Source organism: Leeuwenhoekiella polynyae, assembly GCF_004104075.1.
Lineage (GTDB): Bacteria > Bacteroidota > Bacteroidia > Flavobacteriales > Flavobacteriaceae > Leeuwenhoekiella > Leeuwenhoekiella polynyae.
This window is the reverse complement of the sequence record NZ_QOVK01000001.1, coordinates 741,599-759,907: the sequence shown is the minus strand read 5'-3', so window position 1 is coordinate 759,907 and position 18,309 is coordinate 741,599. Positions and strand designations below refer to the sequence as shown.

Annotated in this window: 14 protein-coding genes; 5 read left to right on the top strand and 9 right to left on the bottom strand. The window is 37.2% G+C overall.

Going from position 1 to position 18,309, the window contains the following annotated elements:
- Positions 1 to 9: 9 nt before the first annotated feature.
- Positions 10 to 978, bottom strand: a complete 969-nt coding sequence (locus DSM02_RS03225; RefSeq protein ID WP_128764284.1) for an aldo/keto reductase — start codon at positions 976 to 978, stop codon at positions 10 to 12.
- 143 nt (positions 979 to 1,121) lie between these two features.
- Between DSM02_RS03225 and DSM02_RS20290 the strand changes: the two genes are divergently transcribed.
- Complete coding sequence (locus tag DSM02_RS20290) at positions 1,122 to 1,259, top strand: hypothetical protein (protein WP_164918219.1); 138 nt, start codon at positions 1,122 to 1,124, stop codon at positions 1,257 to 1,259.
- Positions 1,260 to 1,263: 4 nt separating this feature from the next.
- Here the strand turns inward: DSM02_RS20290 and DSM02_RS03220 are convergent, their stop codons facing one another.
- The 4 genes from DSM02_RS03220 to DSM02_RS03205 are packed head-to-tail and all read right to left on the bottom strand — an operon-like array spanning position 1,264 to position 4,808.
- On the bottom strand, positions 1,264 to 2,121 hold the full coding sequence (locus tag DSM02_RS03220; RefSeq protein ID WP_128764283.1) for a 5-oxoprolinase subunit C family protein: 858 nt from the start codon (positions 2,119 to 2,121) through the stop codon (positions 1,264 to 1,266).
- Complete coding sequence (gene pxpB / locus DSM02_RS03215; RefSeq protein WP_128764282.1) at positions 2,114 to 2,842, bottom strand: 5-oxoprolinase subunit PxpB; 729 nt, start codon at positions 2,840 to 2,842, stop codon at positions 2,114 to 2,116. Before pxpB ends, DSM02_RS03220 begins: the two co-directional genes overlap by 8 nt.
- Entirely contained in the window at positions 2,833 to 3,588 is a 756-nt protein-coding gene (gene pxpA, locus DSM02_RS03210) for a 5-oxoprolinase subunit PxpA (RefSeq protein WP_128764281.1), read from the bottom strand. The genes pxpB and pxpA overlap by 10 nt, the downstream gene beginning before the upstream one ends.
- Entirely contained in the window at positions 3,585 to 4,808 is a 1,224-nt protein-coding gene (locus DSM02_RS03205) for an Nramp family divalent metal transporter (RefSeq protein WP_128764280.1), read from the bottom strand. Before DSM02_RS03205 ends, pxpA begins: the two co-directional genes overlap by 4 nt.
- 169 nt (positions 4,809 to 4,977) lie before the next feature.
- Between DSM02_RS03205 and DSM02_RS03200 the strand changes: the two genes are divergently transcribed.
- The 4 genes from DSM02_RS03200 to DSM02_RS03185 all read left to right on the top strand — a co-directional run bounded on the left by DSM02_RS03200 (position 4,978) and on the right by DSM02_RS03185 (position 9,054).
- Complete coding sequence (locus DSM02_RS03200; protein WP_128764279.1) at positions 4,978 to 5,721, top strand: hypothetical protein; 744 nt, start codon at positions 4,978 to 4,980, stop codon at positions 5,719 to 5,721.
- 66 nt (positions 5,722 to 5,787) lie between these two features.
- The gene (locus DSM02_RS03195) at positions 5,788 to 6,612 is read left to right on the top strand and encodes a hypothetical protein (RefSeq protein ID WP_128764278.1); all 825 of its coding nucleotides are present in this window, start codon (positions 5,788 to 5,790) and stop codon (positions 6,610 to 6,612) included.
- 107 nt (positions 6,613 to 6,719) lie between these two features.
- Positions 6,720 to 7,292, top strand: a complete 573-nt coding sequence (locus DSM02_RS03190; protein WP_128764277.1) for a hypothetical protein — start codon at positions 6,720 to 6,722, stop codon at positions 7,290 to 7,292.
- On the top strand, positions 7,267 to 9,054 hold the full coding sequence (locus tag DSM02_RS03185; protein WP_128764276.1) for a RagB/SusD family nutrient uptake outer membrane protein: 1,788 nt from the start codon (positions 7,267 to 7,269) through the stop codon (positions 9,052 to 9,054). The genes DSM02_RS03190 and DSM02_RS03185 overlap by 26 nt, the downstream gene beginning before the upstream one ends.
- A 191-nt stretch (positions 9,055 to 9,245) precedes the next feature.
- On the opposite strand, the gene DSM02_RS03180 is transcribed toward DSM02_RS03185, so the two are convergent.
- From DSM02_RS03180 to DSM02_RS03165, 4 genes are all read right to left on the bottom strand, one after another.
- On the bottom strand, positions 9,246 to 12,065 hold the full coding sequence (locus tag DSM02_RS03180; RefSeq protein WP_128764275.1) for a M16 family metallopeptidase: 2,820 nt from the start codon (positions 12,063 to 12,065) through the stop codon (positions 9,246 to 9,248).
- 93 nt (positions 12,066 to 12,158) lie between these two features.
- The gene (locus DSM02_RS03175) at positions 12,159 to 13,505 is read right to left on the bottom strand and encodes a RagB/SusD family nutrient uptake outer membrane protein (protein WP_128764274.1); all 1,347 of its coding nucleotides are present in this window, start codon (positions 13,503 to 13,505) and stop codon (positions 12,159 to 12,161) included.
- Positions 13,506 to 13,515: 10 nt separating this feature from the next.
- Positions 13,516 to 16,920, bottom strand: a complete 3,405-nt coding sequence (locus DSM02_RS03170; RefSeq protein ID WP_240673966.1) for a SusC/RagA family TonB-linked outer membrane protein — start codon at positions 16,918 to 16,920, stop codon at positions 13,516 to 13,518.
- A gap of 147 nt (positions 16,921 to 17,067) precedes the next feature.
- Entirely contained in the window at positions 17,068 to 18,222 is a 1,155-nt protein-coding gene (locus tag DSM02_RS03165) for a FecR family protein (RefSeq protein ID WP_128764272.1), read from the bottom strand.
- Positions 18,223 to 18,309: the final 87 nt, after the last annotated feature.

Genomic DNA, 18,309 nt, shown 5'->3' with positions numbered 1-18,309 from the left:
ACAATCATTTTAGTTCTCAACGGTATTTTTTTCACGACTTACTTCATCTAAAATCTGTAAGTCTTCAGCATCAAAACTCAATTTTAGAGCTTCATCAAATGCTTTTAAATGAGATTCTTTAGTAGCACTTACAATGGGTGCGGAGATTCCCGGTTGAGCCATGGTCCATGCAATACTTACGCCAGCTTGAGAGCATTTATATTTATCTGAAAGTGTTTTTAAAGCCTTTAAAACAGCTGTTCCTTTATCATTAAAATATTTCTTTATAAAACGCTCTCGCTCTTTTCCTGAAGCATCAGCTACATCAGTATATTTACCGGTAAGAAAACCACTTGCCAGAGTGAAATAGCTAATTACTCCAAGATTATTTTCAATACAAAATCGCTGATATTCTCCCTCAAAATGAGAACGCTCTAGTAAGTTATATTCCGGTTGAATAACTTCATATCGTGGTAAATTTTCGTCTTTAGAAATCTGTAAAGCTTCTCGTAAAATAGCTAACGGAAAATTAGAAGCACCCAATTCACGTACTTTACCAGAGTTGATTAGCGAGTTATAGGTTTTTAAGGTTTCGAGCTGTGGTGTGCTGTCATCGTATTTATGGCTAAAATACAGATCGATATAATCTGTTTGTAACCGCTTTAAACTTAAATCTATTTGCTCATTGATATAAGCATTAGAAAGGTCTGGACTTCCTTTTCCCATAGGGCTTCCCACTTTAGTAGCAATAATAACTTTATCGCGGTTTTTTCGTTCTTTCATCCACTCGCCTAATAGTGCTTCACTCTCTCCCCCTTCGTTTCCTTCAGCCCAATAAGAATACACATTGGCAGAATCAATAAAGTTTAAACCACGTTCTAATAATGCATCTAATAAATAAAAAGACGTTTTTTTATCCGCCGTCCATCCAAATACATTACCACCAAAAACTAATGGCGGTACGTGTAAAGATGAATTTCCCAAGTGTTTCAATTCCATAATTTAATATTTGAATTTTAAAATTACAAAACGCCTATAATTGCCTGGCTAAGGCTTATATAAAGTATTGTTAATCTGTATAAAACATAGCAACCACTAACGGAATGGTATTAAATTAGCAGATTACTTAACTAATAGACATTATGAAAAATATAATCAGAGCTTTAATCGCCGGTTATGGTGCAAAGAAAATTGGTGGTGGGAGATGCGGTTGTATTGGTACAATTGTAGTTTTTGCAATACTTTACTGGTTATTGGGATACGTTTTTAAGGTTTTCTAAAATTTCAGTAAAATTCACTAAGCTGAAAAAGAACCTGTTCTCCGGGTTTCTTTTGAGCAAGTTTACAAATCCCCATTTCGGAAATTTGGAGTATACGCGGGTAACCCCCAGTAACTTGACAATCTCTCATCAATGCGATAAGGTTCCCGTTTGGTGTGAGTTGTACCGTTCCCGGAATCACCGGACCGGTTATAATTCCTTTGATATTGTTTTTAAGTAATTCCTTAAATAGAATTGCCATGCGGTTTCCTGCAGGAGTTAACGTAAAATTTTCAATAAAGAGTTCTTGCTGAAGTTTTTGCGGCAATAACTCAAATTCAGGTCCTTTAAAAACGGGTATAGTATTGCTGAATAGTTCTTGATCCTCAAAATTAACTCGAGCACTCGCAATAACTGTATTCTCAAGAGAGTCGATTTCTAATTCATCACCGTTAACAAGTCGAGAAGCAGAAGTTATTTTGGGATAGTGACTTCGACTTTCTAAAACTACCGCTGTCTTGAAACCTCCCTGTACAGCTAAATAACTACGAAATCCCTTTTTTAAGCCGCCAAAACGTAAAACAGAACCAGAATTAACCTGAAATGCTTTAGCGTTTGTTATAGGCTTCTCATCTAAATACATGTCAAAGATTGCTCCACAGACTGCTATCTGTGTTTTAGATTGAAACTTCAATATTGGCCCAGCCATCGTTAGCTCAAGAACAGCAGCGTCAGCCTCATTATTAAGAAGTAAGTTTGCTTTTTTTGCTGAAAAACTATCCATAACACCACTCTGGGGTACGCCATATTGAGCAACATTTAACCTACCTAAATCCTGAATCGTGGTGTACAAACCAGCTTTTTTGACTTCAACTTTAGGCATGAGATTCTGGTTTTAGTATATATTTCCCAGCTTTAATTTGCTGTTTTATTTTATCGTATTCCTGTTTCGAAACCGAATAAAATTGAATTTGATCACCGGCTTTAAATGGACACGGGTTTTCAGTGTGTGCATTGAATAATTCCACGGGGCAATTTCCTATAATTTGCCATCCTGCCGGACTACTATTTGGGTAGATACCGGTTTGATTTTCGGCGATTCCCACAGCACCTTTTAACACCGATGTTCTAGGCTCCTTTTTACGTGAAATCTTAAGCCGTTCCTTCATTCCCCCCAGGTATAAAAAACCTGGTAAAAAGCCCATAAAATAAAGGGTGTAAACAGGCTGTGTATGCAAGTGGATTATTTCTGATGCAGTCAATGAATTTCGTCGCGCAAGTTCATCTAAATCCAACCCAAATTCAACATCATAACAAACGGGTAGTTTGTAAAGCTTGCCTTTAAAATCTTCATAACTAATTCCTGTAAAGTCATAGCTTTTTAAAGCATTAAAATCATTATAAATATTTTCTATCGAACAATTGTAAGTCATTAACAGTGAGTTGTATGTGTTGATTATCTGAACTTTTGATTCAATCACATGCTTTTGTAAAATTTGTTTTATGCTCAACAACCAGTTTAAGTTTTCTGGTGCTATATTGAAGTCCCATTGCAATAAAATTGCTTTTTCCCCCAGTCTGTTTATGCTTGGTTTTATTTGCAAAATACTGTTTCTATTTTCAGGTTATTTTTTTCTAATTGTTGCTTTAAGTTACACACCAGATTTACCGCTTTTGGGGTATCTCCATGAACACAAATTGTATCAATTTTTGCATTCAAAACAGTCCCTGAAACGGTATGAATTTCATTGTTTTCCACCATTCCTAAAACGTGCTTAACAAGCGTTTTTTCGTCTTTGATTAGCGCATGGGGTTTAGTTCTAGAAACAAGACTTCCGTCTGCTTCATAATTACGATCTGCAAAAGCTTCAAAAAGCAGTTTAATTTTTCCTTGAGCCCGTTGAGATAGTATAGAATTAAATGGCACATAAACCGGTATATCAGGATAGAAACGAGCTATAAAATCAATAAAAAATTCAGCATAAATTGCGTCACTGGCACACAAATTATAAAGGGCACCGTGTGCTTTTATGTGATGCATCTCTATGTTATGAATTTGACAAGCTTTCTTGACGCGATCTATTTGTTCTTTTAAAGAACTTTCAAGTTGATAAAAAGGTATCTTGAGTTCACCACGTCCAAAATTAGCTCGATCCGGAAAAGAAGGGTGCGCTCCTACTCCAACAGCATTGTGCTTAGCCAGCTTGACAACGTTATCAATCGTTACTTCGTCACCAGCGTGACCCCCACAGGCGAGGTTACACGAACTGATAAACGGCATTAAATCTGCTTCGTTACCTATGCCTTCCCCTAAATCACAATTGATATCTATTCTCGTCCTTATACTCATATCAATCCAAATACGTTTAGAATTGCTCTGCCTCCCAAAATAACAGTTACTACTAAAATAAAAATACTGATTGCGTTTTTTAATTTAGAATTTCGATAAGATCCCAGCAGTTCACTTCTGTTTGCCAACCAGATCAGAATACCGGCAATAACGGGAAGTAAGATTCCGTTGGCAATTTGAGCAAACTGTATTACCTCCACGGGTTTGATTCCAAAAGCTGCCAGACCAACGCCTAAAATCAAAATGATCATCCAGGTCATTCTAAAATAAGTAGACTTTAAACCCTCACCCAATTTGAGACATCCCTGAGCCACATAAGCTGCTGCCAAGGGTGCTGTTATCGCAGAAGTAATCCCGGCTGCAAATAAGCCCAAACCGATGCAATATCGTGCCGCACTCCCATATAACGGCTCCAGGCTTTGGGCGAGACCCGTTACCCCGGTAACGGCAGAACCGTTTAAAGCTGAAGCTGCTACAATAACACACATAGAGACCAATCCACCTAAAATAACTGCGACAATGGTATCACGCCTTGCTGCTGGTAAATCCTTTTTATTTTTCCATTTTTGATTAACGAGAGATGCGTGCAAAAACAAGTTATAAGGCACTACAGTCGTCCCTACTAAAGCCACAATCATCAGAATACTTCCGTCAGGAAAAGAAGGGATAAAGCTTCCTTTTAATAATCCTAAAAGATCAGGTTTTGTCAGGATGGCGGTTACCACAAAAGATACACTCATCAAGATGACCATAATCAGAAAGACTTTTTCTAAAACTTTATAATTCCCAATATATAATAAAGCGAATGCTATTACACCTATCAATAAACTATACCAATTGATTGATAATGATCCCACTTCAAGAACACCACTATTTCCAAGGGCTTGTAAGCCTAAAACCCCACCGCTGATGTTTCCGCCTTCATAAGCGGCATTTCCGATAACAATCGCTGCTAATACCAATCCCAAAATAAACTTGCGTAAAATCCCATCAGGTAATTGGGCTCTTAGAACTTGAGAAAGTCCTTTTTGTGTCACCAAACCTATACGAGCAGATGCTTCTTGCAAAACTACTGTCGCGATAATAGAAAGGGTCATCGCCCACAACAGCACAAAACCAAACTGAATCCCGGCAAGGGTACAAACGGTTACGGTCCCCGGACCTATAAAAGCCGCGGCAACTAATGCTCCCGGACCTATGTTTTTTAAAGGATTTCGCATAGTATGGCTTAAGATCTTAAATATAAAAATTATGAAGCTACAGGACTAATGATAATGCTATAAAGGGATTTAAAAACTTTTATTATAATTGAAAAACCTTGCATTTTAGATATAACTGACTCAATTTTAAATCCTTAATTTAGAAGGTAAATGCAAAAAACCTTCTCTCATGAAAGATCAAAAATCACAAACGCTAAGTGAATCGCTCAATCTCAATTACGCTTCAGATAATGGAGTTTGGTTACACCAGGGTAAAACACTGCGTAAAATTGTGGGTACAGCGGGGATACTGCTTCCAGTTTTATTAGTAGCAAGTTCTCTAACGGTATTTGAAATGAGCGGACCGTTAGAATCTATAAGTCATTATTATTACACACGCGCTGCTACTCTATTTACGGTGACTGTTAGTCTTATAGGCATTTTTCTAATTGTTTACAGCGGTGAAGAACCAGTTGATTTTTGGGTTTCTAATATCGCAGGTATTGCTGCATTGTGTGTCGCATTTTTTCCTACTAATAATCTTGCAGAGTCGTGTTGCGACGCAACAATGCCTTATGCAGTCACTTATTTTGACGAATCACAAGAAGGTTGGAGATCGACTTTTCATTATATATCCGCAGCTGTATTTTTAGTTTCATTGGCTTTTATGGCGCTCTTTTTGTTTGTAAAATCAAATACTCCAAAAGGGAAACGCTGCGAAGAGAAAGTACGTCGCAATAAAGTCTACCGCATCTGCGGAATCGTTATGATCGTTGCGCTTGCAGTTATCATGTTAGGATTGACTGAGATTATTTCTCCGGAAACTTATAACCGATTAAAACTTACATTCTGGATGGAAGCATTAGCTGTTGAAGCTTTTGGGCTCAGTTGGCTGGTAAAAGGAGAAGCCATTATGGGAGATAAACCGAATTAACAATTATTAAGAATAATTATTGTCCATTTAGAATTACTTTTCGAGCTGGAAATATAAAATAGTTTGATGAAGAATAGCGCTGTACTTTGGTCTCTTTTAGTTATAATTTTATTCATAAGTTGCGGTACTTCAGAAGATTATGAAGAGATTCCTGAACCTGAAGATCCTGCACTAGTTGTACAAATTAAAACCAATACAGCGACTCCTTTCATTGATTATATATTAGAAGTAGAGATTACAACGTCAAACCCTATCCAAGAAATTGAGGTAACTGACGATGGCAATGTATCGAATTCAGCAAAATCATCAGGAGAACCCAATGGCTTAGGAACTTCGGTTAAGCTTTATTTTAGCTATACGACATTAGGACCGCGCAAACTTGATTTTCTGGTCACAGATATTTACGGTCAGGTTGTACCCTTTAGTGAAACCATTACTGTTACTCGTGGAAACGCTGTGCGCATTTTGTCTGCTGAAGTGATCTCGTTTTACAGAATGAATGAAACCTGGGATCCTGAGTTTACAGATACAGATATAAATAGGCTGGCAGATGTTGCGATTGCGTTTCATAGATCAAAACTTAACGATCGTTTTGGTGGAACAGATTATTCTACTTACAGATGGTTCACATCAGACTCCTACCCGAATCAATCTAATCTTTTTTTTGATTTTAGTGCAGAAGAACTTTACATAGATTTAAATAAACAAATTAGGGTAGGTATTGGGGACGATGATGGTGGAAATATGGGACAATCTTTATTCCCTGACTTTCCTGATTACCGAATTCTAGACCTAAAAGAATATAATATGATTCGCCCTAGTGAAATCATTCTAAAAGATGAATCTGTAAATTTTGAAATCAAATTTCGGGTAGAATGGCCTCAAAACTGAAGCGTAATGAAGAACAATATGTAGATCTTATAAAATAATTGATTTTTTCTAAAGCCCTTTACACGCAACCTTTAACCTAATAAGGCATCTTTAATTAAACACAAAAGATGAATCTAAAATTGTCAATAATCGCTTTACTATTTATGTTCATAGGATGCGATACAGAAAATGAAACTCAAAATGAGTCTGAAGCGCTACTAAATGGTAACTGGCAAAACACAGAAGCTTTTATTAGTTCAGGTGGACCTCAATATTGGATTGAGATAGAAGATGGAGAAGAAATTCAATTTCTATCAAATGGCACCTTTTCTTCTAATCGTTATACAGAATGTACTCGGGGAACTTTTTCAATAGAAGATTCTACATTGACTTTAAAATATGTTTGTCCTGATTTTGAGCCTACAGCAGCAAATGAAGATGGATTAATAACTTATTCTATAGCATATGAATCAAAAACTTTTTTACTTACTCCTACTAGCGGTCCCATTTGTACCGAGGGCTGTAGTTATAAATATCAAAAGGTAAACTACCTCGGGGCAAGCCTGTCTGCCGACAAAGGCAGGCCCACGAGGCATTCGTTAGAAACAAATTTTCAATTTCGAGGCAAGCCTCGGGGTATTAAACCCTTTGGCGGCGCCAATAAAACTTTAAATTATGAAAATAATACTAAAACAAAGTAAACGTTATCTGGCTGCAATAGCTCTTTTTTTATTAGGCTCCTGTTCAGATAATTATTTAGAACAACCCGCTTTAGGCGCATTAGATGACAATGTGGTTGCTAATGCTCAGGGAGTACAAAAATTGCTTATAGGCGCATATGGAGCTCTTGATGGACAGCAGGATGCTGATAACGCATTAGGCGGTGGTGGCCCTTGGGAAGCCGCTCCAGATAACTGGGTATATGGTACCGTTGCAGGTGGCGAGGCGAGTAAAGGTAGTTTTGGTGGCGATCAGCCAGCCATAGACCAAATTGTAAAATTTATCTCTAACCCTACAAATGGGTTTTACAATACTAAATGGAAAGCACTCTATGAAGGTGTTGCGCGTTGTAACAATACCCTAAGGTTGCTCGGAAATGTTGAAGATATTTCTGATTCAGAAAGACTCAACATAGAGGCTCAAACGCGATTTTTAAGAGGTCATTACTATTTTGAACTTAAAAAAATGTGGAATATGGTGCCTTGGATTGATGAAACTACCGAAGATCCTAAGCAGCCTAATAATATAGATATCTGGCCAATGATTGAAGCCGATTTTCAGTTTGCTTACGACAACTTACCTCCTACTCAAAGTGACTTTGGTCGGGCTAATAAATGGGCCGCTGGTGCTTATCTGGGAAAAACCTTTCTTTTTCAGGAAAAATTTCCCGAAGCTCGTGATATCCTCAACACGGTTACTGCATCAGGCGTAAACTCTGGCGGAGTAAAATATGATTTAGTTCCTTTTTTTAAAGATAATTTTGATGCGGCTACCGAAAACAACGCAGAGACTGTTTTTGACATTCAAATGGTTGCTAATGACGGGACCTCTACCATAACAAACTCTAACCAAGGCGGGAAATTAAATTTTCCATATAACAGTCCGTTTAGATGCTGTGGTTTCTTACAACCATCAGTAGATTTGATGAATTCCTATAAAACAGAAGCAACTACAGGACTACCCTACTTAGATACGTATAATCAAAACCCGGTAAAAAATGATATGGGTATAACTGCAAGTGAGTCCTTTGTTCCCTACACAGGTTCCTTAGACCCCAGAGCAGACTGGACGATAGGAAGACGGGGTATTCCCTATCACGATTGGGGAAATCATCCGGGTATTGCTTGGGTGCGGGAGCAAAGTTATGGTGGCCCTTTTGCTCCAAAGAAAAACATATACAGGCAAGCTACTCAAGGTATTTATGCAGACCAGAGTTCATGGGCTCCCGGTACTGCTATTAATGTACACATCATTCGTTTTGCCGATGTATTATTAATGGCTGCAGAAGCAGAAGCTCAGACCGGTGATCTGCCCGCAGCAATGAACTATGTAAATAGAGTACGAGAACGCGCTGCTAATGAAGATGGTTTTCTTAAAAAATATAAAGATGATTCTGATCCTCTAGCAGGATTTGATGAAGATCAAAATGCGGCTAATTACAATATAGAGCCGTACACATCTACCCAGTTTTCTTCTCCTGAAAATGCTCTCAAAGCTATTTATTTTGAGCGCAAACTAGAATTAGCGATGGAAGGTCATCGCTTTTTTGACCTGGTCCGCTGGGGTATTGCTGAAGAGACCTTAAATGCCTATTTTGATTATCAAGGCAATTTAACCACAGACGTACGTGGAGGGAATTTTATTTCTGGAAAAAACGAATACTATCCTATACCACAAGCACAAATAGATCTTAGCGTTGATGAGACAGGAGCGCCTACTTTAATCCAAAACCCCAATTACTAAGATTAGTTTTTTATAACAAAGAGGCTGTCTAGAAATAGACAGCCTCTTTTGCTTTATAACACGGTTGTGCTTATAAATACACGCAACCTGTAGCAACTCAAAGTTTTTCGCAAAGCTTTCCTTAAGAATGAAATTTTATATTCAAGCAATCGAAAAGGAACTAGGAGTGGCTATGTAAAACAGCTAATTAATTATTCCTCAGGAAGTAATATGAACTCTGCGTAATTGGTATTATCAAAATAATGCTGTGCAGCTTCCTTAAAATAATCGGAATCAATCCCTCCTATTTTTTCTTTATAGTCTAAAAAGCTTCCATAATCACGACCCAAGATATAGGCCTCTTTTATTTTTGAAATCCAAAAAGCATCGTATTTTAGAAACTCTTCCGTTCGGCTTAATTCTGCTTCTTTTATTTTATTTAAATTTTTATCGGAGACTCCATTTCTTTTAATATCTTCAATTTCTTCAAAAACTTTATTCTTTAGTGCCTCTATATTATTGGGATCGCAAGTAAAACGAACTTGCATTCTATACCATTCATAAGGTCTATCAGTAGTAAAGCCACTCACTCGAACTCCATAGACACCTCCCATCTTTTCCCTTAATTCTTCAGTAAGTCTGATTTTTAAAACTTTAGCTAGTAAATTCAGCTCTTCAGCTGCCTCTGGAGAATAGTTAAGCTTTCCGGTATAGCGCATATCTACATCAGCTTTATTTTCGATTCCTTTCTTAACAACTTTCTTTACATTTCCTGTAACTCTTCTCAGTCCTATGTCTTTCCAAGTGCTGTTTTCCTTAAGATCTGCAGGTAAGCTGGCTAAATAGATTGTAGCCAACTCTTTGATGTGTTTAGGTTCAAAATTACCAGCAAGCACAAACGTAAAGCCATTTGCATTAGAAAAACGCTCTTTATAAAAGCTAAATACCTCATCTATTTTAAGATCAGATTCAATTTGATCGGCCTCTAACGGAATTGCTCTTAGGTGATTGTTCATCATCGTTTTGGCTATTATTTTTTCAAAATAAGAACCTGGGCTATCATCATTCCCTCTATACAATTCAATTAGATTTTCTTTATGAGATTGAAAACTATTTTGATCCTTATTTGGTGCTGTAAAGTATAAGTGAGTCATTTGAAACATACGTTCAAGATTCTCTCGGTTACTACTTCCCGATATAAGCTCTTCGTAATAATTGATATAAGGAGTGACACTTATGTTTTTACCCATATTCAATTTGATAAGCTGAACATTGGAAATAGAATTTATACCACTTTCTGATATAATTCTACCTGATTCGCGAGCCGATACATATATACTGTCAGGCGCTATTGAACTTCCACCTTCACGGAAACCACTCATTTTAATCATATCATTTTGAAAAGTTGTGGGCTTTACAATTACAGTCACACCATTGGCAAATTCCCATGTCGTAGCATCAACTTTTTCTTGATAAGATTCTTTAACTAATTCTCCTGGCTCCGGCTTATTCTCCATTAGCGCTACGTTTGCCATATCATCAACATAGGGTTTTAACTCCAAGTTTTTGACCTCGCTTAATTCTGAAAGTAATTTTGCTTCAGTAGGTAATTGCTCTAAATCATTTTCTGGAGCATTGAGAATAACCGCTATATCAGTTGTATTTACCCAATGTTTAGCTATTGTATTTACGTCCTCTAAAGTTATTTCCGGCAGCGTTTCTTTATAAAAATTGAATCTAAAATCTTCGCTTACTACAGGATCTTCAAAAGTGAAATTATCTATTAAAGCTTCCACATAAATACGATGTGGGATTTTGTCTGATTCAGTCTTGAACAATTCTGCATTTTGAATCATTTCATCTTTATAACGATCCAATTCTGTTTGAGTAAATCCAAAACGTTTAGCACGCTCACTTTCCTTAAGAAGTGCCTTATAACCTTCGAGTGCTTTACCTTCCTTTAAATTTGCTCGTAAAAAGTAGCTGTCTTTGTTTCCTAAGAAAAAACCTATTCCTGCAGTACCTGCTAAAAAGGGAGTGTCTTTATTTTGAGCAATTTCTTCAAGACGTGCTCGTAGCATTCCGGAATATAATTTCTCTAGCATAGATGTTCTATAATCCTCAAAAGATATAGTGTTCTCGTGCTCCTTCTTATAATATATGGCTACAGAAGTTTTTTGAGTTTCCTTATCCGTAATAATTTTAGCAGCAGGTTTCTGGGCAGTTTTTATTTGATAAACCCTTCTTTCTTTAGGTTCCCCAGTTGGTTTAAGATCTTCAAAAAGTTGCTTTACTTTTACTTCTACATCATTTACATCAAAATCTCCTACAAGTACAAGTGCCATCAGATCTGGTCTGTACCAATCCTTATAAAAACGTTTCATTGCGTCATAGTCTGAATTTAAAATAACGTCAAGAGTTCCTATTGGTAAACGGTCTGCATATCTAGCATTATTAGTAATCACAGGAATTGACTGATCGTACATTCTGGATCCTGCACCACTACGTGCTCTCAATTCTTCGGCCACTACCCCGCGCTCGTTATCTATTTCTTCATCAGAAAACGTAATTCCTCCTGCCCATTCTTTTAAAATTTGCAAACTGGTATTAAAGATGTCATCATCATCTGTGGGAACGGTAAGTTTATAAACTGTCTCGTCAAAACTGGTGTGTGCATTTAAATCTGCACCAAACTGCACCCCTATACTTTGTAAATAATCTATAAGTTCATTTTTTTCAAAGCTTGTCGTTCCATTAAAAGCCATATGCTCTACAAAGTGAGCTAAACCGCGTTGATCTTCATCCTCTAATATTGACCCTGCATTGATCACCAGTCTCAATTCAGCTTTATGTTCTGGGCGGGTATTATTTTTAATATAATAGGTTAATCCATTATCTAAGGTTCCGGTAACCACTGATGGATCTAAGGCTAATTGCTGATCTAAATCTGAAAAATCTGTTTGCTGTTGTGCGCATACAGTGGCCATAAAGCCTAGTAATAACATACTTAGGTTTATAAATAAACGTATCATAAATATCTTTGTTTTTAAGGTAAGAGAATTGCTTGCTGTTTTTTTACTACGAGCAATCCTGAATAGAAAAAATTTAGGTTCTAATGCTACTTATTAGAAATTATAACCTGGGTTTTGATCGGTCAAATCGATAAACTCATTACCCTCTATTTCAGCTAAGGGTAGTGGAAGTATGTATTGATCTACACTTGTGATTGTGGATTTCAGCTCCATGGCCTTATCAAAGCGTATTGCTGCAAACCAGTCAGATCCATTTTCAAAAGCGAGTTCTTTGATGATTTCTTCAAAAATTAAATCCAGCACTTCTTCATTAGTAGTCGCTACCGCATCTGCATTACCTGCTCTATTGCGTATTACATTTAGAGGTATAAGGCTAGCTTCTATACTTGCTCCACTACGTGCAAGGCCTTCTGATTTTATAAGATACATTTCTGCTAGTCTCAGAAAATAAGTAGGTCTAAAGGTTGTTTCATTATTTGTTTTGACAACAGTTGCTCCTGAATAGGTAAGTGGCTGTCTGGGATCACCTGTCATCAATTCGGGAAACCAAGTTGTTCCTGCTCTTCCTGAATAAAACCGCTTTCGATTATTTTGATCGGTATCCGAATCTGCATCTCTATAAATTTGCAAGATGATTTCTTGTGAGTTTAAACCTTTGTTAAAAGTCTCTGCAAAAGTAGGCTCAAGTGATCGAGCTCCAGAATTGATAACGACGTCAGCCATTACAGCTGCTTCTGTATAGTTACCCATAAATAATAAAACCTTAGCTTTTAATGCTTGAGCAGCAACCTTAGACGCTCTATAGTTAACACTAAACTCGGGGGCGTTTTCTATAGCAAAATTTAAATCTGTAAGAATTTGATTATAGCACTCTGAAACCGTACTACGGGGTTTACTACGGGTAATAAAATTAACCGGTTCAGTTCTAAGAACTACGCCCAGGTCACTGGATAAATCATAAAACTGACCGAAATAGCGCAACACATCAAAGGTTGCCATCGCTCGTAAAAAATGAGCTTCACCAATAATTTCTGTACGCAGCGTGGGAGTTATCTCACTATCTGGGAGCTCTTGAGTTAGTTTTATACTGTTGTTTGCAGCATCCACGACCGTATAAATGATCTTCCAAAAGCTATTGATATTGCCATTATCAGATAATAAATCATTCTCCGCAAATTGAGCATTTGCACTTCCTCCTCCTGCAGTACTCATCGTTCCAATCATTGCGCTGGGAATCAATTCAGAATACATATAATAATGCGATACTGAAAAAGAAACAATCTGCCCGTATGCTCCATTAAGAAGGGCTTGGGCATCATCACTAGTTTGGATTACATTATCCGGCACCAGATTATTAGGTGGATTTTGATCTATAGCATCAACAATTTCACAAGAAACCGTAATTAGTGCTAATAAGCTATATATTATATATTTTTTCATATGTGTAGAATTAAAATCTTAAGTTGACACCTACGGTATAGGCACTTTGAAGCGGGTATCGGTTCGTATCTCTACCAGAACCGGAGATATCATTATCAAATAAGCTTCCGCCTTGTGGATTTGCACCTGGATAATTTGTAACTGTAAATAGGTTTTGAGCTATTCCATATATTGCAAGGCCATTAATAAAAGGAAAACGCTCTAAAAATTCTTTAGAAAAATCATAGCGGAGATTAAGCGTGTTTAGTCTTAAATACGAACCGTCGTGCACATAAAAGCTCGAGATTTTACCATTTCCATTAGGATCACGATATACTGATCTTGGAACGTTGGTTGGGTTTTCTGCAGTCCAGGCATTAAGGACATCAATGGTCTTATTTTCACCAAGAAATGAATTCTGAAAGTTTATACTTCGTGACTGTGAGAACCATAATAGGTCATTTCCTATTGCATAACTAAACTGCGCCGAAAGTGATAGTTGTTTGTATCTAAAAGTATTCGTAAAACCTCCATAAACATCTGGTCGCGCATCTCCTATCACTTGTTGATCAAAAGATGATATTATGCCATCGGGAATACCGTCTGGGCCTGAGATATCTTTAAAACGAATATCTCCTGGTGAGGTCTCCTCATCTTGATAGACTCCACCCGGAGCACTGGAGTTTAACCCATCAATTGTTACCTGATCTTGAAAAATTCCTTCTGCAACATACCCGTAAATCAAACCTATCGGGCTTCCTTCACGTAGGCGCCCACCATTACCGGGAATTCCAGTTACAAAACCTTCATCGTCTTTATAATCATCCGATATCTTTACCAACTTATTACTGTTTTTGGTAGCGTTGATCCGTAGGTCCCAGGAAAAATCTTTAGCGCGTATTACATTAAAGTTTACTAAAAGCTCTAAACCTTTATTTTGGGTTTCTCCTACGTTTGCTAAAATTGTACCTGACCCGGTATTTCCTGGGGGTATGACATTAAAAATAGCATCCTTCGTGTTCTTCTCATAGTAACCCAATTCACCCGAAATACGGTTATTTAAAAGGCCAAACTCTATACCGAAATCAAGTTGCTGAGTTGTTTCCCACTTTAATTTATCATTACCCAATTGGGTTAAAATCACAGCGCTTCCTGCATAGAAATAGGTTTCGTAAAGAGTGCGCCACTGGTAAGCACCAAAATCTTGCTGTCCTGTAGTACCTAAACTCGCTTTAAATTTTAAATTATTTAAGGTTTTATTATTCTTTAAAAAGCTTTCCTCTGTTGCTCTCCAGGCAACAGCAGCCGCTGGGAAAAATGCATATTTATTTTCTACAGCAAACTTTGAAGAACCATCTACACGTCCCAAAAGTGTTAGTAAGTAACGATCGTCATAATCATAATGTACACGACCGAAATAGGAATGTAAACCAGATCCTTGGCTTGTTGAGAGCCCACCATTGCTAGAGGTAGCACTGCTCACATTACTTAAAACCCCATTGCTATACCCTTCACCAAAAGCTTTATTATAAGAAGAACTTACTTTTTCGAAAGTTGTACCTAGTACACTCTCTATACTGTGTAAGTCATTAAATGTTTTAGAATACGTAAGATTTGAATTCCATTGCACTACAGAAGATTCTGCTCTACTATCTTGTGCATACCCATCGCCATCACCTTGCAGGCGACTCCACCCACCACGAGATAAAAACTCTGGGTAATAACTATTTTGCTTTCCGGTATTATAGTTAATTGATAATCGAGTTTCAGCCTTGAGCCCTTCTACAAGTTCTAATTGGGTAAAAAATGTTCCTAGAAATAAAAATGTCTTATTACTGTTTACCGCTTGTGATAGTGCTTTTGGATTTTCTAAATTATAACCATCTGAAAATGAATAGTTACCCTCTTCATCAAAAACAGGTAGATCTGGTCTATAGACATAAATACGATCAAACAAACCGGAATCTGCCGCATCCTGATCAGAATAAGTCGTTTGTAGACGTGTGCCAAAACTCCACTTTTCGGTAGCCTTCGTATTCAAATTTAAATTTAAGGTATAACGTTTTCTAGCCGCTCCTTCTAATGCGCCTTGCTCATTAAGTGCAGACATTGACGTTGAATACTGTGTGGTTGCATTTCCACCACGTATACTCAAGTTGTAATTTGAAGACACCTGATTTGAAGGATTAAGTTCTTCTTCCCAATTTGTGTTTGCTGTACCAAAATAAGAACCATCTCGTATACTTTGTGAAAAAGCATCTGTACTCGAACTGTTATTTACAGCTGTAAGCCACACATCCTTAAATTGGTCTGCATTAAGCACATCTAGAGTAGGTGTATTTTGAACAGTTGTTGAAGCACTAAACTCAAATTGAGTTTTGCCGTCTTTGGTTCCTTGTTTTGTAGTAATTACAATTACACCATTAGCAGCTCGTGAGCCATATATTGCTGCTGCAGATGCATCCTTTAAAACCGTGATCGATTTGATATCACTGGGATTAATATTACCAATAGGAGTACTCAACCCCTGATTGTCCAATTCCTGCCCCAGATTACCACCTTCAGTTCCTCCAATAGGAATATTACTTTCCGATACAACAGGAATTCCATCAATTACATATAACGGTTGATTAGACCCAAAAAGCGAAGTGGTTCCACGTATGCGTATTTTGGAAGCCGAGCCTGGTTGACCACTAGGCGAACTCACATTTACACCCGCAACGAGACCTTGCAGACCCTGATCGATATTGATAGTCGGTGCTTGATTTTGAAAACTTTCCATATCAACAATACCTACCGAGCCGGTAATGTTTTCTTTTTTCACCTGCCCATATCCTATTACAACAACCTCGCTCATTTCTTCAAGTGATTCTTTAAGCGTAATATCAATTTGGTTGCGACCGTCAATAGTAGTCTCTAAAGTTTCAAAACCTACATATGAAAAAACAAGGGTCGCTTCAGGGTCTGCAGTAATTGAATAGTTCCCGTCAAAATCTGTAGAAACACCTTTTTGTGAATCTTTGATTTTTACAGTGACCCCGGGGAGCATAACTCCTTTACTATCCTGTACTGTACCCGTGATCTGCATTTGCATCGCATTTTTTGATGCCTCTATTAATGCGCTTACAGCTACTTGTGGAGAAGGCTTAAGTACAATCAGATTTTTCCGAATAACATAATCTGTATGTGTACTGGCCAAAATCTGATCAAGAACAACCTGAATTTCTTCTTCATTAAAATTGATATTCAATAATTTATCTGTATCAAATGTTTTTACATTGTAGATAAATTTATAGGCAGTACTTTCCTCGATTTGCTCCAAAACTTCTTGCACACTTACATGGTTGAGATTAAGTGTAACCTTAAGCCGTTGGGAATAAGAGTTTGCTTGTAAACTAAATAGGGAAGCAAACAATAATAGCGTAGTTAGTTTCATCGCTAAAGAATGTTGTTGGAAACAAGACATTACATGCCTTGTACAAATAGGTATTTTCATACATTTACAGTGTTAGGTTAATTAATTTGAACTAGTTGACTTACATTTATTAGATCAGGGAATGTTGACGCATTTCCTGATCCTTTTTTATATATCTGTTATTGTTATCATATTATCTTTATACGTAAAATTGAATGGGGTATCTATAGCAAACGCTTCCAACACTTCGGTTACGGTTTCTACATCAAAACTGGCGTTAAAACGTTCCTCTTTAATCGTAGTGTTTTTATTGATTACCCTCACACCGTATTTACGTTCGATTTTCTTTAGGATATCAGAGAATGAAGCATCTCTTATAATTAAACGTCCAGCTAACCAAGCTGTATGCTCCCACATATCAGCATCGGTTACGTGTAGAGTTGCTTCTTGTTTGGTATACAATCCTAATTGATTTGGTGAAAGTATAATTGATTGAGAGTCTTTATCTAAATCATCATACATTTTGACAGAACCTTCAACAAGAGCTACTGCCACAGTGTTATCTTCACTATAGGAATTGATATTAAAGGATGTTCCCAGTACCTCTACATTAACTCCATGTGTATTTATAATAAAAGGCTGTTTTTTGCTTTTACTCACCATAAAATAGGCCTCTCCTTTTAACGAAAGCAAACGCTCTTGTCCCGGTTTAAAATTAACCGGATAAGTAAGTCGGCTTCCTGCATTAAGACGCACAACAGAACCATCACCTAGTTTTAAAGTAAACGTATTACCATGGGGCACATTCAAAGTATTGTAAGCAATTGCTTTTTTAGCTTGTGAAAATTTATAGCTTAAGGTGTCCGCTTGTTGAGATGCGATTTGTGTTCCGGCTTCATCAAATAGTTGGATACTGCTTTCTGACTCAATAACTTCTATTGCTCCGTCTTCAGTCTCTATACTCAGTGTATTCGTATAGTCTGTAACATTTTTAAACGGACGATACACAAAATTTAAAGTAATCAATATACCGGCTACAGCGGCAACAGCAGCGTAATGCCAAAAGCTCAACTTTTTATGAACTGGCATTTGAACAACAGTCTTGCGACTTTCAACCTTATTTAAAACCGCTTCCCAGGCGTTGTGGGTATCAAGATTATGTAACTCTTGTAAATCACCTCCTTGTGATTTAAGCAAAAGTAGTTTCTCGTAAAACTTTTTATTTTCAACAGATTGGTTAATCCAGTTGTCAAATAAAACCGCTTCCTTGGAATTTAAACTACCGTTGAGTTTCTTTATCAGAATATCTAGTTCTCCTTGCATAGTAACCACTTTAATTAAGGGTTCTACTAATAAGAGCCGGAGGAATTACTTTGGGGTGACTCGAATTCCTAAAATATTTACAAAAAG